Source organism: Cellvibrio sp. 25HG11W-0, from assembly GCF_057815475.1.
On record NZ_CM174230.1, the window covers coordinates 2,277,148 to 2,302,880 of the forward strand.

General features: G+C 47.6%; 22 protein-coding genes, 2 tRNA genes and 1 riboswitch. Of the genes, 15 read left to right on the forward strand and 9 right to left on the reverse strand.

Annotated features, from left to right (window positions below):
* Positions 1 to 19 precede the first annotated feature (19 nt).
* Complete coding sequence (gene murI / locus AC0KUT_RS09500; RefSeq protein WP_488835421.1) at positions 20 to 811, reverse strand: glutamate racemase; 792 nt, start codon at positions 809 to 811, stop codon at positions 20 to 22.
* Between the two features lie 167 nt (positions 812 to 978).
* Here murI and AC0KUT_RS09505 point away from each other — a divergent pair, with 167 nt between their 5' ends.
* Genes AC0KUT_RS09505 through AC0KUT_RS09515 form a run of 3 tightly spaced genes read left to right on the forward strand, consistent with a single transcriptional unit; the run spans position 979 to position 3,666 of the window.
* Positions 979 to 2,619: a DNA recombination protein RmuC gene (locus tag AC0KUT_RS09505; RefSeq protein WP_488835423.1), complete on the forward strand. Its 1,641-nt coding sequence runs from the start codon at positions 979 to 981 to the stop codon at positions 2,617 to 2,619.
* Between the two features lie 47 nt (positions 2,620 to 2,666).
* Positions 2,667 to 3,140, forward strand: a complete 474-nt coding sequence (locus AC0KUT_RS09510) for a DUF2489 domain-containing protein (RefSeq protein ID WP_488835425.1) — start codon at positions 2,667 to 2,669, stop codon at positions 3,138 to 3,140.
* A 22-nt stretch (positions 3,141 to 3,162) separates the two neighbouring features.
* The gene (locus tag AC0KUT_RS09515) at positions 3,163 to 3,666 is read left to right on the forward strand and encodes a GNAT family N-acetyltransferase (protein WP_488835427.1); all 504 of its coding nucleotides are present in this window, start codon (positions 3,163 to 3,165) and stop codon (positions 3,664 to 3,666) included.
* Positions 3,667 to 3,700: 34 nt separating this feature from the next.
* Here the strand turns inward: AC0KUT_RS09515 and trmA are convergent, their stop codons facing one another.
* The 3 genes from trmA to AC0KUT_RS09530 form a co-directional block, all read right to left on the reverse strand.
* A complete protein-coding gene (gene trmA / locus AC0KUT_RS09520; protein ID WP_488835429.1) occupies positions 3,701 to 4,801 on the reverse strand; it encodes a tRNA (uridine(54)-C5)-methyltransferase TrmA in 1,101 nt (366 codons plus the stop codon).
* A gap of 108 nt (positions 4,802 to 4,909) precedes the next feature.
* The gene (locus tag AC0KUT_RS09525; protein ID WP_488835431.1) at positions 4,910 to 5,656 is read right to left on the reverse strand and encodes a hypothetical protein; all 747 of its coding nucleotides are present in this window, start codon (positions 5,654 to 5,656) and stop codon (positions 4,910 to 4,912) included.
* 46 nt (positions 5,657 to 5,702) lie between these two features.
* On the reverse strand, positions 5,703 to 7,223 hold the full coding sequence (locus AC0KUT_RS09530) for an ATP-binding protein (protein WP_488835432.1): 1,521 nt from the start codon (positions 7,221 to 7,223) through the stop codon (positions 5,703 to 5,705).
* Positions 7,224 to 7,467: 244 nt separating this feature from the next.
* Here AC0KUT_RS09530 and AC0KUT_RS09535 point away from each other — a divergent pair.
* From AC0KUT_RS09535 to AC0KUT_RS09555, 5 genes are all read left to right on the forward strand, one after another.
* Positions 7,468 to 7,543 (forward strand) — tRNA-Val (locus AC0KUT_RS09535).
* Positions 7,544 to 7,571: 28 nt separating this feature from the next.
* Positions 7,572 to 7,648: transfer RNA gene (locus AC0KUT_RS09540), tRNA-Asp, on the forward strand.
* 813 nt (positions 7,649 to 8,461) lie between these two features.
* The gene (locus AC0KUT_RS09545) at positions 8,462 to 9,835 is read left to right on the forward strand and encodes a hypothetical protein (protein WP_488835434.1); all 1,374 of its coding nucleotides are present in this window, start codon (positions 8,462 to 8,464) and stop codon (positions 9,833 to 9,835) included.
* 54 nt (positions 9,836 to 9,889) lie between these two features.
* The gene (locus AC0KUT_RS09550) at positions 9,890 to 10,855 is read left to right on the forward strand and encodes a 1-aminocyclopropane-1-carboxylate deaminase/D-cysteine desulfhydrase (RefSeq protein ID WP_488835436.1); all 966 of its coding nucleotides are present in this window, start codon (positions 9,890 to 9,892) and stop codon (positions 10,853 to 10,855) included.
* On the forward strand, positions 10,845 to 12,038 hold the full coding sequence (locus AC0KUT_RS09555) for a cyclic nucleotide-binding domain-containing protein (protein ID WP_488835438.1): 1,194 nt from the start codon (positions 10,845 to 10,847) through the stop codon (positions 12,036 to 12,038). The genes AC0KUT_RS09550 and AC0KUT_RS09555 overlap by 11 nt, the downstream gene beginning before the upstream one ends.
* Here AC0KUT_RS09555 and AC0KUT_RS09560 read toward each other — a convergent pair.
* Entirely contained in the window at positions 11,987 to 12,934 is a 948-nt protein-coding gene (locus AC0KUT_RS09560; protein ID WP_488835439.1) for a DUF1853 family protein, read from the reverse strand. The genes AC0KUT_RS09555 and AC0KUT_RS09560 overlap by 52 nt on opposite strands.
* A gap of 303 nt (positions 12,935 to 13,237) precedes the next feature.
* On the opposite strand from AC0KUT_RS09560, the gene AC0KUT_RS09565 reads away from it, so the two are divergent.
* The 6 genes from AC0KUT_RS09565 to AC0KUT_RS09590 all read left to right on the forward strand — a co-directional run bounded on the left by AC0KUT_RS09565 (position 13,238) and on the right by AC0KUT_RS09590 (position 20,069).
* Positions 13,238 to 14,137, forward strand: a complete 900-nt coding sequence (locus tag AC0KUT_RS09565) for an NAD(+) kinase (RefSeq protein ID WP_488835441.1) — start codon at positions 13,238 to 13,240, stop codon at positions 14,135 to 14,137.
* A 4-nt stretch (positions 14,138 to 14,141) separates the two neighbouring features.
* Entirely contained in the window at positions 14,142 to 15,179 is a 1,038-nt protein-coding gene (locus AC0KUT_RS09570; RefSeq protein ID WP_488835442.1) for a metallophosphoesterase, read from the forward strand.
* A gap of 108 nt (positions 15,180 to 15,287) precedes the next feature.
* Positions 15,288 to 16,142 carry a rhomboid family intramembrane serine protease gene (locus tag AC0KUT_RS09575; RefSeq protein ID WP_488835443.1) on the forward strand — a complete coding sequence of 285 codons (855 nt, stop codon included), beginning with the start codon at positions 15,288 to 15,290 and terminating at the stop codon, positions 16,140 to 16,142.
* Between the two features lie 54 nt (positions 16,143 to 16,196).
* A complete protein-coding gene (locus AC0KUT_RS09580) occupies positions 16,197 to 16,463 on the forward strand; it encodes a YeaC family protein (protein WP_488835444.1) in 267 nt (88 codons plus the stop codon).
* Between the two features lie 20 nt (positions 16,464 to 16,483).
* Positions 16,484 to 19,162, forward strand: coding sequence for an aminopeptidase N (gene pepN, locus AC0KUT_RS09585; RefSeq protein ID WP_488835445.1), 2,679 nt, complete (start codon positions 16,484 to 16,486; stop codon positions 19,160 to 19,162).
* A 130-nt stretch (positions 19,163 to 19,292) separates the two neighbouring features.
* Complete coding sequence (locus AC0KUT_RS09590; protein ID WP_488835447.1) at positions 19,293 to 20,069, forward strand: lysozyme inhibitor LprI family protein; 777 nt, start codon at positions 19,293 to 19,295, stop codon at positions 20,067 to 20,069.
* A gap of 192 nt (positions 20,070 to 20,261) precedes the next feature.
* Here the strand turns inward: AC0KUT_RS09590 and AC0KUT_RS09595 are convergent, their stop codons facing one another.
* The 4 genes from AC0KUT_RS09595 to xseA form a co-directional block, all read right to left on the reverse strand.
* Positions 20,262 to 21,083: a thiazole synthase gene (locus AC0KUT_RS09595; protein ID WP_488835449.1), complete on the reverse strand. Its 822-nt coding sequence runs from the start codon at positions 21,081 to 21,083 to the stop codon at positions 20,262 to 20,264.
* 2 nt (positions 21,084 to 21,085) lie between these two features.
* Positions 21,086 to 21,289, reverse strand: coding sequence for a sulfur carrier protein ThiS (thiS, locus tag AC0KUT_RS09600; RefSeq protein ID WP_488835451.1), 204 nt, complete (start codon positions 21,287 to 21,289; stop codon positions 21,086 to 21,088).
* Positions 21,286 to 22,428: a glycine oxidase ThiO gene (gene thiO, locus AC0KUT_RS09605; RefSeq protein ID WP_488835453.1), complete on the reverse strand. Its 1,143-nt coding sequence runs from the start codon at positions 22,426 to 22,428 to the stop codon at positions 21,286 to 21,288. The genes thiS and thiO overlap by 4 nt, the downstream gene beginning before the upstream one ends.
* A 67-nt stretch (positions 22,429 to 22,495) precedes the next feature.
* Positions 22,496 to 22,613, reverse strand: a riboswitch (TPP riboswitch).
* A gap of 69 nt (positions 22,614 to 22,682) precedes the next feature.
* The gene (xseA, locus tag AC0KUT_RS09610) at positions 22,683 to 24,053 is read right to left on the reverse strand and encodes an exodeoxyribonuclease VII large subunit (protein ID WP_488835455.1); all 1,371 of its coding nucleotides are present in this window, start codon (positions 24,051 to 24,053) and stop codon (positions 22,683 to 22,685) included.
* Between the two features lie 151 nt (positions 24,054 to 24,204).
* On the opposite strand from xseA, the gene guaB reads away from it, so the two are divergent.
* Positions 24,205 to 25,683, forward strand: coding sequence for an IMP dehydrogenase (gene guaB, locus AC0KUT_RS09615; protein WP_488835456.1), 1,479 nt, complete (start codon positions 24,205 to 24,207; stop codon positions 25,681 to 25,683).
* The last annotated feature ends 50 nt before the right edge of the window (positions 25,684 to 25,733 follow it).

The window sequence follows — 25,733 nt, forward strand, 5'->3', positions numbered from 1 at the left end:
TTGCCCAGTGTTTTGCCGCTTAAACATGCAAGTAGACTTGCTGATGAATGTCAAAACTTTTCAGTGCGTGTGCGAGTAGCTCAGTAGCAGCTGAGTGCTGTGTAAAAATAGCTGTTGTGGCTATAGGTGAGCGTTGCTGAGAGGAAAGTAGTGGTTGAGTTTGCAGTAGATGCTCCAAGCGGCGCGCTATGGCGGCGCCCGAGTCGATCAACTCGATGTTCTCTGGTAGGTTGACCGCTATTTCGGTGCGCAATAGTGGGAAGTGGGTGCAGGCCAGCACGAGTTTATCCATTCGTGCGCCCGCTGCATGCAGTAAAAATTGTTGCGTAATTGATGTGATTGCTAACGGACTAATTGTTTCGCCGCGTAATTTTTGTTCAGCAAGTTCGACCAGCTCTCGACTGCCTATAGATATCACCGTGCAATTGGGTGCGTAATTACGAATAAGCTCCAGCGTATAGGGCCTTACTATCGTGGCGGGTGTGGCGAGTAAGCCTATTACCCCTGTGCGTGTTTGCTCGGCAGCAGGCTTTATAGCTGGCACCACCCCTATGATCGGCAAAGTGAATTTACTGCGTAAATGGGGGAGGGTGAGTGTGCTCGCTGTGTTGCAGGCCACGACTAAAATATCGACCGCAAACTCTTGTAATAAGCGGCTGATCACAAGATCGACGCGAGTAATTAGCTCCGTCTCTGTTTTAGTGCCATAGGGAAAGGCTGCGTTGTCAGATGCATAAATTAACTGTACTTGAGGTAGTCGCTGCTGAATCTCAGCGGCAATGCTTAGACCGCCTACACCTGAGTCGAACACTAAAACTCTAGGGGCTCCAGTTAAAAATGATGGGGCAGTAGCAGTTGGCATAGTAATACCGTGATAAGTTCACACTAAGAAGACCTTCTAACAGGTGGTAGAATGGTGCGCGAATTGTACCTGTCACTATGGCGAAAGCCCACCCCGGTGCCAGATAAATAACTTTTATGAGAAATCTTGTGTTGATGAATGAATCTGTAAGTTTGCTCGCCGTGCTTGGCAGTGGGTTGTTAATCGGAGCCTTGCTGGGCTCACTTTTGTGTTGTTGGATTGCACGCCGTAGTGCGCGCCAAGGTCTGGCATTGCTGGCGCAAGAGCGAGACATGGCGCAACAACATATTGTCCATGCCAATCAATTGCGCGAGGCTAGTTTGCAGCAAGAACTCAAACAGACTCTTTTGCAACATGAGGATATAAAGCAGCAACTTATGCAGCAGGCGACTCAGTTACAGCATGCACAACAGCTTTTGAGTGGGGCACAGCAAGAGGTCGCAGGTCTGCGTGAAAAGCAAAATTATGCGCAAGATACGTTGCTGACATTGCAGCGCAAGGAGGAGCAGCTGGCGCATGTTGAAATAGAGTCTGCTGAGTTAAAAACGCGCCTTGAGCAGGAGCGTAAAAATTTTAATGAGCAACTATCCTTGTTGCAAACGGCGAAATTAGATTTAGGCAAAGAATTTGAAAATCTAGCGAATAAAATCTTCGATAATAAGCAGCAGCAATTTAGCTTGAACAGTAAAAGCCTGCTCGATACTACCTTGGACCCATTGCGCTTACAGCTGACTGAGTTTCGCAAAAAAGTTGAGGATGTTTACGAAAAAGAAAGTGGCGAGCGAAATCGACTCGCTGGTCAGGTTGTGGAATTGCAAAAGCAGGCCCAAAAAATTGGTGAAGATGCAGTAAGCCTTGCGCAAGCCCTAAAAGGCAACACCAAAAGCCAAGGTAATTGGGGCGAAGTGGTGTTAGAGCGCCTACTGGAACAGTCTGGATTACAAAAAGGGCGGGAATATGACACGCAGGTTAATTTCACCAGCGCCGATGGCTCGCGCTCCATGCCTGATGTCATTATCCACTTGCCGGAAAATAAAGACATAGTGATAGATGCGAAATGTTCACTGTTAGACTATGAGCGTTATTGTTCCGCAGAAGATGAAACAGAGCGAAAACAACACATGGCGGCTCATGTGAATTCTGTGCGCAATCATATTAAAGGCTTAAGTATTAAAAATTATGAAAAATTAGAGGGGATAAAATCTTTGGATTTTGTTTTTATTTTCATACCTATAGAGGCAGCGTTTTTATCCGCACTGCAAGCTGAACCAAACCTCTATCGAGAAGCCTACGACAAACATATTATTTTAGTAAGCCCTACGACGTTGCTTGCTACCTTGCGCACCGTTGATAATATTTGGCGCTATGAAAAGCAAAACAAAAATGCAGAGCGCATTGCTAAGGATGCGGGAGCCTTACATGATCAATTTGTGTTGTTGTTAGAGTCGCTAGACAATATTGGAAATTACTTAGGCAAGACCCAAGAGGCTTATACGAAAGCGCGTGAGCGGTTGCAAACGGGGCGCGGCAACCTCGTCAAGCGAGTGCACGATATACGGCGACTGGGGGCAAAGACTAAAAAAGTGATTAGCGCACAACTGATTGAGGAGGCGGGCAACACTGAAGACGACTTCACGGGGGAAGATTTGTCCAAAAACATATCCAAGGGTGTTCAGGACCTAGAACTTTCATCCTTGCTGGGAGTTGAAGTCGAGAGCGATGAGGAAAGTGATGACGATACGGAAGTTGATAGATAGTTTTTGCGGTTTTAGTGAGTGTTTTCTTTTTTTAAAAGTGAGTCATTATGAGTATTTTTGTTGTGTTGGTCGCGGTTGCTATATTAATAGTGTTGGCTTTAGCATTTGTAGCGGGACGTTTATTGTTAAAGCTTTCCCGTTTACGAAAGTATCAGGCTGCACGTTTGGCGGCACAAGAGCAGGCAAATTTGCAGGCAATTAAAGCACAGCGAGAACGATTAAATAAGAGCATTCAGATAATTGCGCAGGCAACACATCAACAAGAGTTAAGCTTGACGGAAGCAAGCATGCGGATATCAGTGCTTTTGGATAATTTAGATATAAGCGCAATGGTGAAAGAAGAGTTTTCTGCGTTCTATCAGTTGCGCGAGAAGACCGAGCATATTCCCATTCTGGAGGCTTGGCAGCAGCTTTCGCGTAAAGAGCAAAATGCATTTGATGTGGAGCGTTTACATCATGAGTCTACTTACAGTGATTTTGTGATGGATGCGGCCAAGCGAATATTAGGTCGGACATTCTAATATTGATGAGTTGGATATTTAAATGACTATTGTTTGTCGCGCCATGACGAGCGCAGATATTGTCGATGTGGTGCGCATTCAGGCGGAAGCCTATGTAGACGAAATTCTTGAAGAGGAAGCAGTTATCCGTGCGCGTTTTACTGCTGTACCAGAATGTGCTTGGGTGGTGGAGTTTAATCAGCAGGTGAGTGGTTATTTGGTTGCGTATCAAACTCCATTAGGCGAGCTGACCCCATGGGGTGGAGATTTTATTAATGATTATCATGCGTCGAATTTATATTTACATGATTTGGCAATGAGCTCTACGGTCAGGGGCATGGGGCTGGGGCCGCAGCTTGTTGATTATGCGCTAGCAGAAGCCAAGCGGCGTCAGTTAAATTCTGTTGCGTTAATTTCGGTGCAGGGCTCGCAGGGTTTTTGGCAAAAGCTTGGCTTTTCCATCTTGTCGATTAGTGATCGCGAACAACACGAAAACTTAATGTCCTACACTGGCCCAGCCTTTTATATGGCGCGCACTATAGTGTAGGTAAACTTCATTGCTCAGGTTCACAGAGAGTGGCTTAGGCCACTCCCTTTTTTTTCTGCAAAATTACACCGCATTCAAGGTGGTAGGTGTAGGGGAATTGATCGAATACTGCAAAAGCTTTGATGTCATGGGTGTTGATAATGGTGCGTAAATTATTACGCAAAGTGTCTGGATTGCAGGAAATATAAATAATATTGTCAAAACGTTGAGTCACGCTGGTGGTGTGTGGATCCATGCCTGCACGAGGTGGGTCGACAAAAATACTGGAAAAGTTGTAGTTGGCGAGATCTACGTGTTTGAGTCGAGTGAATTCGCGCACGCCATCTATAGCTTGAGAAAAGTCCTCGCTCGACATACGCGCAATTTGTACGTTTTCAATCTTGTTCTGAGCGGCATTAAATAACGCTGATTCAACAGAGGGTTTGGCGACTTCTGTCGCGAGCACTTTATCGAAATTTTGAGATAAGGGTAGGGTGAAGTTGCCGTTTCCACAATAGAGTTCAATAAGGTCACCACCAAAATCGACACTTTGATTCACAGCCCAGCTGAGCATGGATTCGCAAACCTTTGCATTGGGCTGGGTGAAACTTGACTCAATTTGTTGGTAGTGAAATTGGCGTTCATTTACCTTCAGTGTTTCTATCACATGGTCACGGCTCAGTACTATTTTTTGTTTGCGACTGCGGCCAATAATACTTATGCCTAAATCACGTTGTAGTTGTTGTGCGGCAGCCTGCCAATCATCACCTAGGGGCTTGTGGTAGATCAGAGTAATGAGTGCTTCGCCACTGAGTGTGGTGAGGAAATCTGTTTGAAATAATTTATGACGCAATACTTCTTGCTGATTGAGTGCCACTAAGAGCCTAGTCATTAGGCTATTCATGAGTATTGAACCGACGGGGAAACTCTCTATATCGTAGGGACGTTTGTATTCATCCTGAGTAAACATGACGTAGCTGATGTGCTCGCCTTTATGCCACATACGAAATTCAGCGCGCATGCGGTAATGTTTTTCCGCAGAGCGAAATATTTCAATGTCCGGCAATTCAAATTCTGCAAAATCCTGTTTGATGATGGCGATTTTTTCGGCAAGCTGGGTTTCGTAGGCGGGGATGGAGTAATCGGTGGCAATCATGGGTGTTAAGTGCTCTTGTCGGTATGGTACATCGAGCTTTGGGCTAATTCTCAAGGCTCGAGGGCGCTGGCACTGTGTGATTGGTCGCGCCAGCACCAAAGCCGTGAATTATAACGTTTTTACTGCACATTTACCCCATTCGCATTGAATGGCTTCCAGATATTGGTCGCCACAGAAATTGGCATAGGTTTCTACGGGCCAATTATTGGCTATAACCAAGGTGTAGGCGGTGGGGCATTCGCTTTCTAGTTTTTTGAAAATTGAGTAGTAACTGCGACCTTGAGGAATATTTACATTGATGTTACCTGCCAAGCTTGGGATAGGACTAATGGGTGGAGTAACGCTTGGCTTGCGCGCGAGAATTTCTGCCGCTGCAGGCGCTAGGCTGGGCCTATGTGCAAGTTCAATGTTTTCTGGGGTGATTTTAGCGAGACGGAAACTACAGGTTTTTTGTTTATTGATGGGACTGCGCTTGTCGAGTGATAACTCATTTACTGCTTTCTCTCGTGCTTCTTGCACTAGGTGTATTGCCGCGGGAGAGATTGTTTGGTTGGCGTATTGAAAGCTGTTTGTTTGTTGCTGTTCGGTATAAATAACATCGGATGCAGCAATAAGCGGCCAGTTAGCATTTAGCCAATTTTGTTGCGTATCGATTGCATCAATTTCGGTGTCGCCGCCCAGCGCAGCGCAGTGCTCGAATAGGCTATTAAAATATACAGCTTCACTGAGAATATCTTGGGCTGAGCTTTGAAGTTGTGCCGGGCTGGTGGCCGCAGGTGGTGGTGGTGCAGCGCAGCCAGTAATTCCTATGCAGAGTAATATCCAAGTTGCCAATAAATGTGAGTGATTTTTCATAGGAGACCTGTGGGTGGTTAAGGGAGAGTTTTTTGTTTTTGTAGCGCTAAAGGTTCAATGGCAATTTAATAATGAAGGTGCTGCCTTTGCCTGGGCTTGATTTAACCTCGATAGTGCCTTGATGGTGTTCGGTGATAATAAAGTAGGAGATCGATAAACCTAAGCCAGTGCCTGTCCCCATCGCTTTTGTAGTGTAGAAAGGTTCAAAAATATGTCGCTTGACAGTATCGGTCATGCCAGGGCCGTTGTCTTGTATCTCTATCACAAGATGAACATTTTGCTGGTAAGCTCTGATTTGAATAAGTGGATCTATAGCTTGAAAATTATCATTGCTTAGCGCTTGGCGGGCATTGCGCATGAGATTTAATAAAACCTGCTGTAGTTCTGGCGCTGAGCCTTTAAGGTTGGGTAAATTGTCTTCAATATCTGTTTTAATTTGAATTAATGCTTGGATTTCACCATTTTTATTGAGGTGATTATAAATGGTTAGGGTCTGCTGTATTAATTTTTGTAGGCTGATGTTCCCGCTGGGTTTGTTGCTGCTATGCGAGAATTCCAACATGCTGGTAACTGTAGCGGCTGAGCGTTCGCCCGCTTCGCGAATTGAGCCTAGCAGCAGGTTAATATCGCGTGCTTGTAGATAGAGGTTAAGCTGAACTAAGTCAACGCCGATTTCTTTGGCGATAATTTGGTTGTTGGGAAAGTCGCATTGTAGGCGCCGAGATATATTTTGCACATTTTGTAAAATAACGCTTAGTGGGTTATTTATTTCATGTGCGATGCCTGCCGCTAATTCGCCCAGTGAGTACATTTTTTCATTTTGAATCATTAGGTTTTCAATGGTAATACGTAGTGTGACGTCGTCAATACGTATTACGGCTCCTTGTTGCAATTGGGACAACAAAGGGTAAATGGTGATATCAAAGAAAACTTTTTGATCGTCACTTTTTAGTTCGCTGTGTTGTAGTGTAAGCGGCTCGCCGTCACGAATGGATGTGCTAATTTTCTCTTGGGATATAGGCAGGCTGGGCAGTAAGTCTTTAATGTTTTGGCCCAGAGCTTCATTCGAAAATATTTCAAAGCAATTTTCTGCAGCGGCATTCCAGTGGGTTACGGTACCTTGTGCGGTAATGCTAATGATTATTGACGGCATGGAGTTGATCATGCTCTGTAAGAACTCTTTGGTATCACGCAGTTGATGGCCGGTTGCTTCGTGGCGTGTCACCTCATCAACTAACAAATGATTGGTTTTGTTGAGGCTGTCTGTACGCTCAACAATGCGCTCTTCAAGCTCTTTTTGGGCCTCCTTGAGTGAGCGCCGAGCTCGCTTATTGTTTATGCGGCTTCGCTGCAGGCCAACAATAAGTAATGTTTGTAATAAGAAAAAAGCGATCAGCGTAATGGCCACCCAAGAGCTTTGGCTGGGCTCCAGCTGCAGATTTTGTGCTTGTGTGTTTAGGGCGAAAACTCCAAGCATTATGATATAGACACGACAAATCCCCATGGGGGGGATCATGAGCAGGGACAGTAAACGCTGTGGTTGATTCCAATTCATAAATAATTTCATAGCAAAGAGCTGATTTTCCCCGGTGATTTCATCGTATCTGTGTGAATTTTAAAGCAGAGCTAATTTACTCCTAAAGATTTTATCTGGCCAATTTCATCATGTGAGGGGGTTATTTTCCTGACTGTTGACTCTTTTCTGATCCACTCTTGTACGGCTAATAGCCTATGTGCAAGTTTTTAAGTTTTTTTTAGAAAAGTGTTTGACAGACTTCATGAATTAGGTAGAATGCGCACCTCTCAGCAAGGGGCGGTTAGCTCAGTTGGTAGAGCAATGCCCTTACAAGGCATGGGTCACAAGTTCGAGTCTTGTACCGCCCACCATTAATTTGCGTTGTTGAGTATGTTTTGCGGACCGGTAGTTCAGCCGGTTAGAATGCCGGCCTGTCACGCCGGAGGTCGCGGGTTCGAGCCCCGTCCGGTCCGCCACTAATTCCAAAAGCCCGCATTTTTGCGGGCTTTTTCGTTTTAGTCTCCTGCTCCTGTATTCTCGCTAGTCATCCCTTTCAGCTATAAATTCCTAGATTGTTGTGTTTCTGCGCTGAGATTGGCTTTTTTGTTCTTTGGGGTTGCATGTCAGTATTTTTACATCAAATTGTCATCTTTAATGGTTAATTTATCGTAAAGGGATATAAATATTGCAACTCAGGTAAATTCAGGGTGTCAATATAAGGCAGGGAACTGTTGCGATAGGCCATGAAATTTGTGGTTTTAGATGGATTACTTAAATAAATTGAAGAGGATATAACTTATGCAAGACTACATTGAAGAATTACTGGATGTTATGTACGACGATATTGATGATGACTTCAGCGATGATTATTCTGATATTTAAGACGAGTTCTGCAGCATAATGCTGCGGCTCGTTATTAATTTTCCCTTTATGGTTTTCACTTTTTAATTCCCTCTCGTTATTCTCCTTCCTTTCTATTTTGCAGTGCAAGAATTTATCGGCTGCAATATTTTCGTTATACAGCGTACTTCCTATGGTTTGATGACTTCGTTTTTTAAGGTGTCATGGGGTGAGGTGCCGTTTGTTTTATAACCATGGCTCTAGTTTGGTTAACCCCTTATGCCCTCGTGTTTGAATATTCCTAGGCTCTTTAGGCAAAATCGACGAGTAGGCCGCAAATCCAATGAAAATAAGGGCTTGGCGGGATTTGATCACGTTCTGGTGCGCGCAGCTAATCTATACTCACGGCAGCTAAGTCTTCATTACTTGTCCGTCTGGAATCAGAGCCTATGGCCCACCCCTCTAGTGAACAGCTCGAAGCCGTTTTTATCTTTCAGGGTGATGAGCTTGCTCGCGAACTACTTTACCCTGAATTTGAAGCTATTTTGGATGGCTTTATCCCTATGCCTGAATATGCGGGGCAGTCGATAAAGGCTGTGTATATTCGCGTTGATCGAACATTTACTGTTAAAGGGACTGTGTTTTTTTTGCTGGGTTTTGATGCAAAGGGAATGGTAGATCATCGCTGGAATGTACCTTTGGCGCAATTGCTTGATGCGGCGGCCCCTGGGCCTGATCTAGGCGGCGGCCCCGTTAAGTTGTCATGCTATAGCCAGTGCCCTATAGCCTGGCATCAAAAAAACCTGTGGGATCCACAGATGCAATCAGCAGCGAATAGCTTCGTTATTATTCGTAAGGCAGTGCGCGCCAATCGTGTGGGGCTTTCCTTTAAACCTTTACCTGAAGAGATTCATTCAGCTGCTAAGTCAACTGTGCAAGATTTGCGCAGTTTGGAGGAGTTTGAGCGCGAGCAGAATGCCCTTCAGAAAAAGCTGCATGATCGCTACTCACAAGAAATTCGCGACAAGATGGCGCAGCTACTTAAAGAGCAGCGCCTGCGTGTATCCACCTTAATAAATCAGCAGAAGAAAAAAGTGTCCGAGTTACAGGCGGAGCATCAGGCGCGCCTGCAGGCTTACTATCAAAAAATGCGCGAGATGGATCAGCAGAAACGTGAGTTAGAAGTGGGAAATGCTCAGCTCAAGGATAGTTTGGATGTGCAGATCAATAAGATTGAAGGTGTGCGTGAATACTTTGCGCATAAACTTAAGGCAGCACAGCAAGACGACAATAGCGAGCTGCAAGGTTTACAGGAAAACTTTGAGCTAGAGCTTGAGCTTAAAGTGCAGGTGGCAACAGCTGGCTTGCGTGAGATGCTAGATATGCGCGAAGTAGAACTGTTTTATCGGCATCAAAACGAAGGGGTTTTGAAGGATGAAATTGTTAGCCTTAAGCGAGAGAATCACGAGCTACTTAAGCATGCAAGCAATCAGTTGTTGGGGCGCTTAACTAAGGCGGGTGTTAATTTTGTAGCTTATTTACCTGGTGTGGGAGAGGTGAATATTCCACTTGATGATATGAGCAGCTTTATAGAAAACCCGCAAGCCTATGCTGCGGCAAAGTCGGACGTTAATGACGCGCTTTATTTTTCTTGGCTTGAGCACCATCAATCACCCTGTTGTAATGCCCTAGATCAACGTGGGCAGCCCTGTGCCAAAGCCGTGGCCGTGGTAGCATCGCCTTTAGAATTTCATCCTGGTGAAAGTGATCGTTGCCTTCAGCATCAAGCAGTTTCATATCAGTTACTGGCTGAACGGCGTTAGTTTTTGTTGTTTGGATTTGTTGTTTGGATTTGTTGTTTAGATTTGTGGTGAGCGATGGAGTTATTGGTGCGTGCCCGGCAGGTGCCGGTAGAGACTATAGATTTACATTGTATTAAAGCATCAGGTGTTGAGTTGTTAGTGCGTCGCGATGATCTTGTTGATGAGCAGCTCTCGGGTAACAAGTTTTATAAGCTTTTTTACAATATTGAGCGTGCTGAACAATTGGGCTATCGCCAAATGTTGAGTTTTGGTGGTGCCTATTCAAATCACCTGTATTCACTTGCCGCTGCTGGAAAGCGCTTGGGTTTTGCTACTGTCGGTGTGGTGCGTGGCGAGCGCCCTGTAATCTTAAGTCCGACGCTGTTGGATGCAGAGCGCTGGGGTATGCGCTTGGTGTTTGTCGGGCGCGCAGATTATCGTGAGCTAACACAAACATCTGCATCACCGGAGCTACTTCTATCGCGCTTGCGCCTTGAGTTAGGTGATTTTTATTGTATCCCTGAAGGCGGTGCAAATCTCGCGGGTGCTCAGGGGATGAAAGTCTTAGGTCAAGCGCTAGAGGAGCAGCTGCAAGGTAAGTTTGATTCGGTGTGCCTTGCGTGCGGCACTGGGACAGGTTTGGCTGGTGTTGCGGCTGCTCTAGATGGAGCCAAAAGCGTGCTAGGCTTTTCAGTGCTGAAAGGCAGTTCAGGAGTAGATGCTGGCATAGGGAGTGAGGTGGCTAGACTTACAGAGCAACTGGTAACTGCCAATACTGGGCAAGCTGATAATTGGCGACTTATATCGGGTTTTCATGGCGGTGGCTATGGCAGACGTTTGCCCCCTTATTTAAACTCTTTTTGGCAGGCATTCGAGCAGGAAACGGGATTGCAATTGGATCCTGTTTATACATTGAAAATGTTTTGGGGTATCACCCGTTTAGCGCAACAAGGCTATTGGCCGAAAGGCTCGCGCGTTGTAGCAATTCACTCGGGTGGGCTGCAAGGGCGAAGGGGATTTGTTGCTCCGTATGGCTCTTAAATTTTGTGAAGCATCGATGATCAATGAGGGAAGTGGTATGCAAGCGCAACAACAAGTTCAGTCGCCGCGTATTGAATTCGATTTGAATTTGACGCGATCACTTATACCTTTGAAGGATATGAGTGAGAGCCATTTATTGGCGCTGCTCGATGATGCGGTGATCGAAGCGGTTTGTGCAGGCCAAACACTCTTTGGTGTGGGGAGCTGTGATGCTCAGCATATCTATCTGCTTCATGGTGATGTGATGCTAATAGATGCCGATGGGCATTCTCGTCAAGTAAAAGGGCGCTTGAGTCTATTTCCCATTGCGCAACACCAGCCGCGACGAGAAAGCGCTATAGCCGAAACGGATTGCAGTATTTTGCGTATTAATAGCAAGCGACTTGATGAAATGCTGACGTGGAGCCAGGTTGCCGATTATTTGCAGCTTAATATAAGTCGCCAGCGAGATTTAGACGAAGATGTCGATTGGATGATGACGATGCTCAGGTCCAATCTGTTTTTCAAAGTGCCGCCCTTAAATGTTGAAGAAATTTTCACGCGCCTGCAGCCTCAAGTGGTGTATGCGGGTGATGTCATTATTCGCCAAGGTGAAATGGGTGAGCAATGTTACTTTATTAAGGAAGGTGAGGCGGATGTGAGCCGCCACACAGAAGGTAAACGTCAATACTTAGCTACCATAAGTGTAGGGCGCTGTTTTGGTGAGGATGCATTGGTGAATGAAACCGTGCGCAATGCCAGTGTTGTTATGCGCACCGATGGTGTTTTAATGACCTTGAATAAACAGGATTTTTATCGTCTGTTGAAAGAGCCTAACGTCGCAACCCTTCCTTTGGTGAATTTGTCGGCAGCTGTAGCGAGTGGCTTAGTTATCGTCGATGTGCGCAGCGAAGAAGAATACAGCCAGGGACATTTACCTAACGCAGTTAACGTGCCTTTGAGTATCTTGGCGATTAAATCTCGCCTGCTCAAAAAAGACATTGAGTATGTATTTTATTGTGATAGCGGCCGCCGTAGTCGTGCCGCCGCGCATCTGTTGGCACAGCAAGGCTACAGGGCGCAAGCGCTGGAAAATTGCGTGCAACTTTTTTCTGAGTCTTCTACCGAATTAGGTTTGACGGATCGCAATAACTATCTTTTGCGCGATGGTATTTCTGTGCCCGGCCAAACTGAATCTATGTGATTGGGCCAGCTATTAGGTACCACAAAGACTCTCGCTGTTTCTTGCCATACATCATCAAACTTAAAAAGAGCCGCTAGCAATAGCGGCTCTTTTGCTTTTTGGGTCTGATGCAGACTTTGGGCCGAGGTCAAAAAATGTTGTTGGAGTAGGGCGCAAAGCTCCTGACGGTTAATGATGCCCGTGGCCTCTTGCTGCTGGGCGGGAGATAGCCAATATTTGCGTTGTAATATCACCCATGTATCGCAATCAGTCTGCTTGAGTTGTTGAATAAAATCTTGCATGCGATACCAAGTTCCCTGTGCGTGATTAGGATTGCTGTGTTGGGGCGGCTTGTTCGATTGTGGGGTGTTAAATAGATATCCCTGTAAGCACAGTGTGCGCTCCCAATGTTTCGCCTGTGGGAAGTGCTGTTGCAAATAGTGTTGGCCTGCCTCACCTTGGCTCAGCTGCAGTTGGTGGTCTAGCAGGTGATTTAATTTGATATCGAGCCGATCGCGGCTGTTGGGGCCAAGCCAATGGTGCAATGCACAATCATCGGGGGCTGTGTCGTCGCGGCGCAGATAAAACTTTACTGCTGTTTCTATATGAATGTAGCGATCACCATAGCGACACAAAAAATCAAAGGCGCCTTGAGTTCTGCCATCAGCATTGATTTGAATGCCGTAGGCAAGCAGCTCCCAGCCGGGGCAATGGCTAAAATAAAATTGCCAAAGAGCTTCATAATAAAGCCCTAAGCGGCGACTTTTGAGTTGTGCCACATGATGTAAAAGGTAATCAGGCGTTCGATCTAATTCGATCAGCCACATCCATGTGTCAGCCGTGTTTTCGGGCAGTATTAAATTATTGATACTGCTCTGCGCGAGCGCACTGGAAATATAGGTATTAGGTGCCCGCATAAGCGGTGGACTAAAGCAGCACCAAGCAAGGTCTCTAACGGCAGCATGCTGGAGTTTTAGCAGTTGTTGGTGGAACGCACTCACTGGTTTAATGAATTCACTCCTCTTACTTGACTAGAAACTATAAATTTAAGGTTTACGAGGGTGCTCAGTGCCCTCAATCCTACGCATTTACCGTATAAATTAGGTCGAAAAGCGCTTGCTGGCTATACTAGCGCTATTGTCGGCCTCATTCTAAGGCTTTAATTTCTGGAGCTCGGGTACTTTTACCTGACTTCTATTCTCTGTCTGGGTTTTGTCATCATGACGCATTTCGCAACGGTTGGGCTTATCGGGCACCTCAATAATGAGCGCGCTGTCTATTCGATTAAACGTTTAATTCGTTTTTTGCAACAGCGCGGCACTCAATTTGTATTGGAGTCGGAAACGGCGGCGCTCATTAGCGACCAAGTTCTTATAGCGGCGGCACTCAAAGTTGTCCCTATGGAAGATTTGGGGGGAATTTGTAATTTGGTCATAGTGGTAGGTGGTGATGGCAGTTTGCTGCGCGGTGCGCGCGCATTGGTCAAACACCATGTGCCACTCCTCGGCGTTAATCGCGGTCGCTTAGGTTTTTTAACGGATATAGTTCCCGAGGATATTGAGGCTAAGGTTGATGATGTGCTCTCAGGCAAATTTAAAGCGGAGAAGCGCTTTTTATTGGACATGATTGTGCAGCGCGATGGCCTTGAAGTTGAGCAAAGCGATGCACTTAACGATGTGGTTTTGCACCCGGGCCAATTTATTCACATGCTTGAGTTCGAGATTTATGTGGATGATGTGTTTGTTACCAGTCAGCGCTCAGACGGTGTAATTGTCGCCACGCCTACAGGTTCAACTGCTTATTCACTTAGTGGCGGTGGGCCCATATTGCACCCCAAATTGGATGCCATTGTCATAGTGCCTATGAACCCCCATACCCTCAGTAGTCGACCCATAGTCGTTGCAGGTGATAGCGAAATTACCATCATTGTGGGGAAACATAATCGCGCTGAACCTATAGTGACCTGCGACGGCAGCACTCATGCTGGAGTGTCAACTGGGGATGCCATCTTAATTCGCAAAAAACCGGAGATGTTAGAGCTACTGCACCCCTTGGATTACAACTTTTATGAACGCTGCCGCTCGAAGCTTGGATGGGGCGGGCACTTATTAAACCAATAGACCTATGGCTAACTCTTTACCTCCGTCGCAATACTCGCGCGAAAATCTTAATTCACGCATAAATCCCCCGCGCCAAGGTGAGGCCAAGGGGTTTGATATCATTGGCGATATTCATGGCTGCGCGCACAGCCTTGAGCGCCTGCTGGCGCAAATGGGCTATAAAAAAAATCGCGGTGTTTATGAGCATCCTGGTCGCCAAGTTATTTTTCTTGGGGATATAGTCGATCGCGGCCCGCGCATTCGTGAGGCTCTGGCGCTGGTACACTCTATGGTAGAGCGGGGTAGTGCGCTCATGGTGTTGGGAAACCATGAAGTTAATGCACTTACTTATTGCACACCACTTGAGCCGGGCAGCAGTGAATATTTGCGCGCACACAATGCCCATAATAATCGGCAAATTGCTGAAACTCTGGCGCAGTTTTCGCAGCATCCACAGGAGTGGCGCGACTATTTAAATTGGTTTAAAAGTTTGCCACTCTACCTTGAGTTAGAACACAGTGTCACCCAGCAGGTGTTTCGTGCGGTGCATGCCTGCTGGGATCAAGCTCTGATTGATAGTTATGCCGAAAGTTATGCCGACCCGGGCCTGACTGATTTTTTTCTGCGTGAGAGTGTAAAGCCAGGCACTGAAGCAGCATCAATAAAGCAGCGCCTAACTGGTGGGGTCGATTTAGTATTGCCGGAAGGTATGGTGATTTGTTCTAAAGACGGCAGCACGCGTCGTGCTTTTCGCACGAAGTTTTGGGCCGATAATGTGCGTACCTATGGCGAGTTGTTATTTCAGCCAGATCCGCTCCCTGAGCAGATTGCCAACACGCTAATTTCACACGCCGATCGCGCGCGCATGGTGCATTACGATGCTAGTCAGCCGCCGTTGTTTGTTGGTCACTATTGGTTGAAGGGGCCGCCGCGGCCGCTTATGCCCAATCTTGCTTGTCTCGACTATAGCGCGGTTAAATATGGGCGATTAGTGGCGTATCGTATGGATGGTGAGGCACAATTGCGCCCTGAGAAGTTTGTTTGGGTCTATGTGGACCCTTAGTTGTTCAAGTTTAAAGAGTAATAAAGAAGATCTACGGCGTACGCCTTGAATAGCCTTCTAAATATCCCCTTAATCGCAGCAAGTGCTGCTTCCTATAGGTAGTATTTTTTGAATTGGTTTCCGGTAAAGCATTTCCCCCTTGAGCGAGATCTGGGGGCGCTCAGCGATCATTTGCGTGCGCGTGGGCTCTTGCATCGCATTACAGAAGATCAAGGTCAGCAACTGTTGGAAGTAACAGATGCAGAGGTAATCCCAGCGCTCAATCAATTTTTGGACGAGTTTCTTGCTGGCCGAGTTGATTTAGGTTCTGCCGTTCAAGTACCTCCGGCTACGGCACCGCAAATGCCATCACTTGTGGAGCAAATGCGCGCGGCCCCCGTGGTGGTTGCGCTTATTGCATTAAGCATTCTGGGTGCCTTAGTTGCAGCAACCGATGCGGGGCGTGTTTATTTTCACTACCTAAGTTTTCAAGATTTTAATCGCACCGCGCTAGTTCCCCTATTTGAATCCTATTCTCAGCGCGAAATCTGGCGTTTGGTGACACCAGCCTTTTTACATTTTGGTTTATTTCACGTGCTTTTTAATAGCATGTGGATGTGGGACCTAGGGCGACGTGTAGAGTTTTTAATGGGGCGAAGCCATTTCATTACTTTCTTTTTAATCACCGCCGTTGCCTCGAATGCGGCGCAATATTTATGGGAGCCGTCGCCATTTTTTGGGGGTATGTCCGGCGTGGTTTATGCGTTAGTTGGGTTTATCGCCGTGCGCCAGCGCTTAGTGCCGCATCCTTTAATGGCGGTGTCATCGGCATTGCTCGGGTTTATGTTGTTGTGGTTGGTGCTTTGTATGAGCGGTGTAGTGGATTATTTTATGTCGGGCTCAGTCGCTAATGCCGCACATGTGGGAGGATTAGTGGCAGGTGCACTCTATGCCTTAGTCACCAAAAACATGTACAAATATTAAGTATCCAATATTTATCAATTTGAATAGCACGTTGAAATACTCAGTAGGTTTAGTATGGATTTAACACAATTACTCTCCAGCCTCACGCCGGAAATATATCAAAGCTTGAAGCGCGCTGTAGAGTTGGGTAAGTGGCCCGATGGCAACCGCTTAAGTACCGAGCAGCGTCAATTATGCATGCAAGGTATGATCGCTTATGAACGCAAGCATCTGCCGCCTGAGCAACACACCGGTTATATACCGCCCGAGCCGCACACATTCTGTGGCGATGATGATCACGATCATGCCGACACCGATAAGCCTATTAAATGGGTTGAATAATTTTTCTTAAGGATTTGACTATGACTGCTGCCATCGCACAACCGCAAACCATTTACTTAAAAGATTATCAGGTACCCGATTATTTAATTAAGACGACAGATTTGCGCGTTGATATTCGCGCGGGTGAAACCCTCGTGAGCGCTATGTTGCACTTCTATCGCAACCCCGAGGCCAAAATAGCTGCTACGCAGTTAACGCTGCACGGTGCCGATCTAGAGTTGGTCTCTATTGCGCTCAACGGCGAGCTATTAACGCCGGAGCAGTACGTATTTGGTGAAGAAACTCTGACCTTATTAAATACGCCAGAAGAATTTACACTCATCACCCTCACTAAAACCAAGCCAGAGCTAAACACCTCACTTGAAGGTCTGTACAAGTCGCGCACCATGTATTGCACTCAGTGTGAGGCTGAAGGCTTCCGCAAAATCACCTATTACCTTGATCGCCCCGATGTGATGAGCGAATTCACCACCACGGTGGTGGCGGATAAAAAATATCCCGTGCTCTTGTCTAATGGCAATCTCATCGCGCAAGGGGAAGAGGAGGGCGGTCGCCACTACGCTACTTGGCATGACCCCTTCAAAAAACCCGCCTATTTATTTGCCTTAGTCGCCGGTGATTTGGAGCACATTGAAGACTCCTTCACCACCTGTTCTGGGCGCGATGTAGTTTTAAAAATATTTGTGGAAGCGAAAGATTTAGACAAGTGCGACCACGCTATGGTTTCGCTTAAACACTCCATGCGCTGGGACGAAGATGTTTACGGCCGCGAATACGATCTGGATATTTTCATGATTGTCGCGGTGGACGATTTCAACATGGGCGCCATGGAAAACAAAGGCCTCAATATTTTCAACACCTCCTGTGTGCTGGCCAAACCAGAAACCACCACCGACGGCGGTTTTCAGCGCGTTGAAGGCGTAGTAGCGCACGAATATTTCCACAACTGGAGCGGCAACCGCGTTACCTGTCGCGAGTGGTTTCAGTTGAGTCTAAAAGAAGGCTTTACGGTCTATCGCGATTCAGAATTCTCCGCTGACATGGGCTCGCGCACGGTTAAACGGGTAGAGGATGTGTCTCTGCTGCGCACCTTGCAATTCGCCGAAGATGCAGGCCCCATGGCACACCCCATTCGCCCTGAGTCCTACATAGAAATTTCCAACTTCTACACCATGACCATCTACGAAAAAGGCTGCGAAATTATTCGCATGCTGGCGAACTTGCTGGGCAAAGAAGATTTTCGTAAGGGCACAGATTTATATTTTGATCGCCACGATGGTCAAGCTGTAACCACTGAAGATTTTGTGGCGGCACTGGCAGATGCCTCGGGTCGCGACCTAGAACAATTCAAACGCTGGTATGGGCAGGCGGGCACACCGCGTTTGCAAGTTACCGATCACTACGATGAAGATGCGCAAGAATATTCACTCACCATCAAACAAAGCTGCCCACCAACACCCGAGTGCAAAGAAAAATTGCCCTTCCATATTCCTATCGCCATGGGTCTGTTGGGTACGGCGGGTGATTTACCACTCTACTTAAAGGATGCCGAGCCAGATTTTGAGACCGGCGACAACACTCACAAAGTATTAGAGCTAACCGCCGCCGAGCAAACTTTTGTGTTTCAACGCGTGCAGGAAAAGCCGGTGCCCAGTCTGCTGCGCGGTTTCTCCGCGCCAGTGAAATTGCACTACAACTACAGCCGCGCCGATTTAATTGTATTAATGAGCCGTGACAGCGATGGCTTTAACCGCTGGGAAGCAAGCCAACAACTCGGCCTGCAGCTAATTCAAGAGGTTATGCTTGCCTATAAACGCGGCGATGATTTAACCGCGCTGAGTTTAGATGGGGATGTAGTGGCCGCTTATCGCAGCCTGCTGCAAGACACCAGCCTCGACCAAGCCATGGTCGCCTATATGCTCAGCCTGCCCACAGAAGCCTATATGTCGGAACTGGCCGAGGTGGTAGATGTAGAAGCCATTCACTTTAGCCGCAGTGCGCTGCGTAAGTTATTAGCGCGTGAACTGCGCGCGGATTTTGCGGATATCTACAACGCCTACAATCACCAACAAGACTATGCGGCAACGGCAGACGCCATAGCCGTGCGCAGCTTAAAAAATGTCGCGCTCAGTTATTTAATGTTGCTGGAAGATGAAACTTTAATTCGCGCCTGCGAACACCAATACCGCACCGCCAACAACATGACCGATGTAATGGCCGCGCTCACACAACTGGTCAATACTGAAGCGCCGCTCGCGCAAGAACTGGCAAAAATAGCGCTGGAGGATTTTTACACCCGCTGGAAAGACGAATCCCTCGTGGTCAACCAATGGCTCACGGTACAAGCTACCTGCAGCCTGCCCAACACTTTAGCCAGTGTTAAAAGCTTGCAACAACACTCAGGTTTTGATGCCAAAAACCCCAACAAAATTCGCGCGCTAATATCCAGCTTCTGCAATGGCAACGCCATCAACTTCCACGCCGATGCAGGCGCAGGCTATGAGTTTTTAGCGGATCAAATTATTCTGCTCAACACCCAAAACCCACAGATCGCTTCGCGTTTATTAACACCACTCACCAAGTGGAAAAAATATTCACCCGAGCGTCAAGCGCTGATGAAGGCACAGCTAGAGCGGATAATGGCTGAGCCAAAACTTTCTAAGGATGTGTTTGAGGTGGTTAGTAAGAGTTTGGTTTAGGTGGTTAGTTAGATGCTATTGATTCGATGTAAAGCTTCGGGTCAATAGAATTATAAAAAAGTTGTAATATTTTCAGGGTGAAGGATGCTTTTGTTGTTTCCTTGTGCTTCGAGTATTAACGGTGTTCGTTATGAAAATTAAAGCTCTAATTTTTTTAATGCTGGTAATGTGTTTTCCTTGTATTAATGCAACGTCCTATTCTTGTTTGGGTGATAATTTAAACTTAACTGAGCGTGCAATATGTAACAATGATCCTGATTATAATTTGGGTGCATATGATGATTTACTTGCTGTGCATTACAAATACGCACTAGATAATGCCTCTGATAAAGAGCTTGTAAGGAAGTCTCAAAGAAACTGGCTACAGAAAAGGAATCGTTGCGCGGATGATTACCTGTGTATTCTTTTGTCTTATCGCGAACGCATAAAATTCCTTGCGGAACACTCTCACTTACTTGATCCCAACTCTATTGCAAACCTTGAGCTATTTATAACTGCCTATATGTCAGATGAATATTTTGGTGAGCTTCCTAGTTGCGAGACTTACAATGATATTAATATGGACGGTAAGCCTGAGGCTATTTGTTCACCTGATTGCCATGGGGGAGCTGCATGTGGCAGTTATTTTTTTGTGTCACAAGGAGATGTTTATAGGCTTCTTCCTGAGTTGGATATGGGTTCATATGACACATTGTCGGTTCCTAATGTTTCAGAGGTTCCAGCGTTGTTGTTGGAAAAATATCCTGACCATATAGAAGGCGTTATTAATGGTTGGCGAATCTTGCTTAATACCTATGGTTACATAAAGGATTGTTCATATAGTGAGGAATATTATATTTATTCGGGCTCCTCTTATACTAAGGTGTTTTCACAGTCACTAAAGCCGCCATTTAAGGATTGTGAGTAGCGCGTAGGTTGGGGTGAGGTACGAACCCCAACACTTCACATTCGCCGCTTAGGGTGATGCAACTAAAAACCCCTAAGCTGTCGCTCATTTGTGTTTAAGGTTTTAGGTTGACCATGGAGATGTTGGGGCTTCGTGCCTCAGCCCAACCTACGTTTGTGCGGTCGTAGGTGGGTGGTGCGAATCCATGCGTGTTTAGTTCTTATGCCAAAACGGTTGGCCGATGGTGGGTGTGCTGGGGCTGGCGGTGGAGCGTTTTTGCATTAGGCCGGCTTTGTAGGCTTTTCTTCCGGCGTCGATTGCATCGGCGAAGGCTTCGGCCATGAGTGGCGGGTTGTGCGCTTTGGCTACGGCGGTATTTAATAATATTCCATCAAATCCCATTTCCATGGCTTCGGCGGCTTGTGAGGGCGCGCCTAGGCCTGCGTCGATTATCATGGGCACGTTGTGAATGCGCTCGCGCAGTGTGCCTAAATGGTAGCGGTTGAGTAGGCCTTGGCCGGTGCCAATGGGTGCGCCCCAGGGCATGAGTACTTCGCAGCCTACGTCGATTAAACGCTTGCACAAAATCAAATCGTCGGTGCAGTAGGGCAGAACTTTAAAGCCTTTTTTTATCAGAATTTCTGAGGCTTCTACCAAGCCAAAAGGGTCGGGTTGCAGGTTGTAGTCATCGCCCACCACTTCTAGTTTTATCCAGTCGGTATTAAAAATTTCGCGCGACATTTCGGCAAGAGTTACGGCTTCCTTTACGGATTTACAACCGGCGGTGTTGGGCAGTAGCCGGCAGCCGCTTTCTTGAATATATTGCCAAATTGCATCGCCGGACCTGTCTGCCGGGTTTTGCCTGCGTAAACCGAGGGTGACGATTTCGGCGCGCGATTGCACGATTGAGTCGCGCATTAATTGCGGTGAGGCATAGAGCGCGGTGCCCAACAAAAAGCGGCTGGAAAAGCTCTCGCCATAAAGCGTGAAATCTTTTTGCGGTTGCGTGGGTGAATAGAGTGCTTGGTTGCTCATGCTTAACCGCCTCCGACGGGTTTTACTATGTCTATTTCGTCGCCAGCTTGCAAAATGTGTTCGCCGTAACTGGAGCGGGGCACAAATTCGCGGTTAATAGCGACGGCTATTTTGCTATCGCCAAAACCCCAAAGTTGCAGCGCGTTATTGAGTGCAGTATTCGGTGCTAGGGTTTTGGGTTCATTGTTGAGGCTTATGTTAATCATGGGTGGCCTGCAATAAATTCTGACTGTGGGTTGCGAGTTAAGGGTGTGCTGAGCTGATCTTCAAAGGGTTTTTCGTTGCGCTGCAGAATATGCGCGAGAATATTTTCCACCACCGCTGGCGCTAGCAAATAACCGTGGCGAAATAATCCGTTCGCACTAATCAAACCGTCCTGTTGCTGAATATGGGGCATGTTGTCCATATAGGCGGGGCGCAGGTTAACGTCCATTTCAAGAATGCGCGCCTCGGCAAACGCGGGCGATAAGGTGTAGAGCGCGCTGCTGAGTTCAAGGCTGGACTGAAGGCTAACCGGCGAGCGGTCTTCGCTTTCGATTTGGGTTGCGCCAATAATAAAGCGATGGTTTGGTTTGGGCACTATGTAAAGCTGGTAGCGCGGGTGCATAAGGCGCACGGGGCGCTGCAGGGCGATTTCTTTGGTCTCTACATGCAGGGTTTCACCGCGCACACCGCGCAGTTGCGGCTGTTGTATTTTGGCGCCTAGGCCGCGACAGTCGATGACCAAATCAAATTTTTCTGCGCCCTTTTCATGGGTGATAGTGTGAGTGGAAACGTCTACGGGCGTGTGCGCGCGAATATTTACACCTGCGGCTTTGAGTTCATCGCCAAGCGCTTCTAGCAATTCGCGGTTGTGCAGGTGGCCTTCTTCCGTTAAGTACAAACCCTGCGAAAAATGTGGGTTTAAGTCTGGCTCCAGCTGTTGAATTTGCTGCTGATTAACGCGTTTGTAGCCGCTGCACTCGGGTACTACAAATGCCAGCTCTCGCTCAAATTGCACTAGCTCGGTTTCGTCCTGCGGGTGGGCTATAACCAAGCTGCCTTGATGAAAAAATAGCGGGCTGCTTGTGCGTTTAAGTTGGCTTAGCCACAGCGGCCACTGCTTAAGGGCAAATAAACCCATGCGATAAACATGAATGTCGGAGACCACCGCTTCGCTTAGGGGGGCGATCATACCGGCGGCGGTAAAGGCGGCGGCGCGTAAGGATTGGGCTTGGGTAGGATTGAAATCGCCCGCTTCAAATAGGGTGACTTTGCAGCCTGCAAGTTGCAGCTGCCAAGCGAGCAGGCGACCGAGTAGCCCGGCACCGGCTATGGCAATATCTTGGGGGGTAGCTTGGGTCATGGTCTAAAACGCAGCGCCTCAAAGTAGGGTTGAGGCAGCGGGGTTTGGGAGGTATCGCGCAGGCGGGCTGCAGAGATGCCTTGTTCCCTCCGCAGGTCTCAACCTGATCAGGTTCTACGGGTTGGGCCGAGCCCATCTCAGCCTCCGAATGATGTGCAATCACCAAGGCGCCCCGACAAGAAAGGCGCCAATATACTTGGCGCAGCCCATGAGTGCAATTAGGGCAGATCATTGATATAAATTTTTCAGTAGATTTACTCTTGCTGTAGGCTTTCAACCTGTGCGGTGATAGACCCCTTCGCCAGCTTTGCTTTGAATGTATCGCCCACCGCTAGTGCTTTGCTGTGAGTGATAAGTTTGCCGTCTTTATGGGTAATGATACTGTAGCCACGCTCTAGGGTATTAAGAGGGCTTAGTGTGTTGAGTAGGCGTGCGGCAGCAGCTAAACGCTGTTGTTTGCGCTCTAGTTGATAGCGCTGCAGGTCTTGTAGCTGATTCTGTGCGTGGTTTAAGCGATCTTTGAATTTATTCAGCAACAGCTTGGGGTGTTGGCCTTGTAGGCGAAGGCGCAATTGTTCAAAGCGGCTGGTGTGTGCACTTAGTTGGCGTTGCAGGTGATTTTTTAAGCGCAGCTCTAGGTTGTCGAGCCGCTGGGCTTGCTGCTCTAATTTGTCTTTGGGGTGGCGCAAGCGTGAGCGCAGCCAGCTGATTTTTTGCTGCAGGTGTTGCAGTTTGTTATTAATGGCGTCTTCGAGCAGTACTTCAAAGCCGATAAATTTATCCAGCCAATCTTCCGCATCAGGGGTGATGAGTTCTGCGGCGGCTGAAGGGGTGGGGGCGCGCAAATCTGCGACAAAATCGGCGATGGTAAAATCGACTTCGTGCCCTACGGCACTGACGATGGGGATATCGCACGCAAAAATTGCGCGTGCGACTATTTCTTCATTGAAAGGCCAAAGGTCTTCGAGCGAGCCGCCGCCGCGCCCTAAAATCAATACATCAAACAGTTTTGAGCGCTGGGCAAGTTGCAGAGCGCGCACTATTTGCGGCGCTGCTTCTTTGCCTTGCACGGCTACGGGAATCAGGGTGACGGGAATGCCTGGGAAGCGGCGTTCCAGTACATTTAATATGTCGTGAATCGCAGCGCCGGTAGGTGAAGTGATAACCCCTATGTGTTGCGGCAGTGGCGGTAGTGGTTTTTTGTGTTCTAGGCTAAACAGCCCCTCATGCGCCAGTTTGGCTTTGAGTTCTTCGTAAGCGCGCTGCAGGGCGCCAGCGCCAGCTTCTTCCATGTGTTCTGCAATTAATTGATAGTCGCCACGCCCTTCATATAGGCTGACTCTCGCCCTAATTAATACTTGCTGACCCTGTTGGGGTTTAAAGCGCACGAGCATATTGCGGTTTTTGAACATGGCGCCGCGCACTTGGGCTTGGTCATCTTTAAGGGTGAAGTACCAGTGGCCAGAAGAGGGAATGGAGACATTCGACAGCTCTCCCTCAATCCACAATAGCGGTAAATGGGTTTCGAGCAGCTGTTTGGCGCGGCGATTCAGCTGGCTAACGCTGATGATCTCGCGTTCAGATGCGGTGTTTGTGTTGGGTGAAGTGGCGTCGTAATTATTCATGGTCGCTATTCTAGGGGATGCAGCGCAAGCGGGATAGCCTGAGCATGAAACAAGGTTAATCCACTATATGTTGTGGTTTCGGTTTACCCAAAGGCCACAAGTGGCTATAATTCCGCGTTTATTTTCTCCCTGTTTTGAGGTTGGATGGAATATGTTGCGAATTGCTGAAGAAGCGCTCACCTTTGATGATGTTTTGCTGGTACCCGGTTATTCCGCAGTTACCCCGAAAGACGTGTCCCTCAAAACCCAATTGACGCGCAAAATACAGTTGAATATCCCGCTCGTGTCTGCGGCTATGGATACGGTAACCGAAGCGCGTTTGGCGATTGCCATAGCGCAGGAAGGCGGTATTGGCATTATCCACAAAAGCATGTCGATTGAAGAACAAGCCGCGGAAGTGCGTGCGGTAAAGAAATTTGAAGCTGGTGTGGTAAAAGACCCCATCACTATCGATGCGAGCGCGACTATTCGCGACTTAATTGCCTTGACTCGCAAAAACAATATTTCTGGCGTGCCGGTGCTAAGTAAAGGCAACTTGGTCGGTATAGTGACTGGCCGCGATGTGCGCTTTGAAACCAATTTCGATGCAAGCGTATCCAGCATCATGACACCCAAAGAACAGTTGGTTACTGTTAAAGAAGGTGCTTCCTCTGAAGAGATTCGGAATCTTTTACACAAACACCGTATCGAGAAGGTGTTGGTTGTGAATGACGCATTTGATTTGCGCGGGTTGATTACCGTAAAAGACATTAACAAAGCTGAAAAATATCCCAGTGCTTCTAAAGACCCTGAAGGTCGTTTGCGGGTAGGCGCCAGCGTTGGCACCAGCCGCGATACCGATTTGCGTGTCGATGCCTTAGTAGAGGCAGGTGTGGATGTGTTGGTTGTTGATACCGCTCACGGCCATTCAAAAAATGTACTGGATCGCGTACGTGCCATCAAAACCAAATACCCAGACGTGCAAGTCATCGGCGGCAATATCGCCACGGGTGCTGCGGCCTTGGCCTTAGTGGAAGCCGGTGCTGATGCGGTTAAAGTGGGTATCGGCCCTGGTTCAATTTGTACTACGCGTATTGTCAGTGGTGTAGGTGTTCCCCAAATTTCTGCGATCGCCAATGTGGTTGCTGCACTTGAAGGTACCGGTGTACCTACTATCGCCGATGGTGGTATTCGTTACTCTGGTGATATTGCCAAGGCTATAGTGGCGGGCGCGCATGCGGTTATGATGGGCTCTATGTTTGCTGGTACTGAAGAAGCGCCAGGCGAAGTTGAGCTGTTTCAAGGTCGTACTTATAAAGCTTACCGGGGTATGGGTTCATTGGGTGCCATGGCGCAAACTTCTGGCTCTAGCGATCGCTACTTCCAAGATGCAAGCGAAGGGGCTGAAAAGTTAGTACCTGAAGGCATTGAGGGGCGTGTTCCTTACAAGGGTTCGCTTACCGCTATCGTGCATCAAATGATGGGCGGCGTGCGCTCAGCCATGGGTTACACCGGCTGTGAAAATTTGGAAGCAATGCGCACTAAGCCAGAGTTTGTGCGTGTGACCTCGGCGGGCATGGGCGAAAGCCATGTACACGATGTGCAAATCACCAAAGAAGCGCCTAACTATCCTGTCGGTGGCGGGCGCTAATACGCGCGTCCTATCGCCATAAAAACTCGGGTGCTACCCGAGTTTTTCAT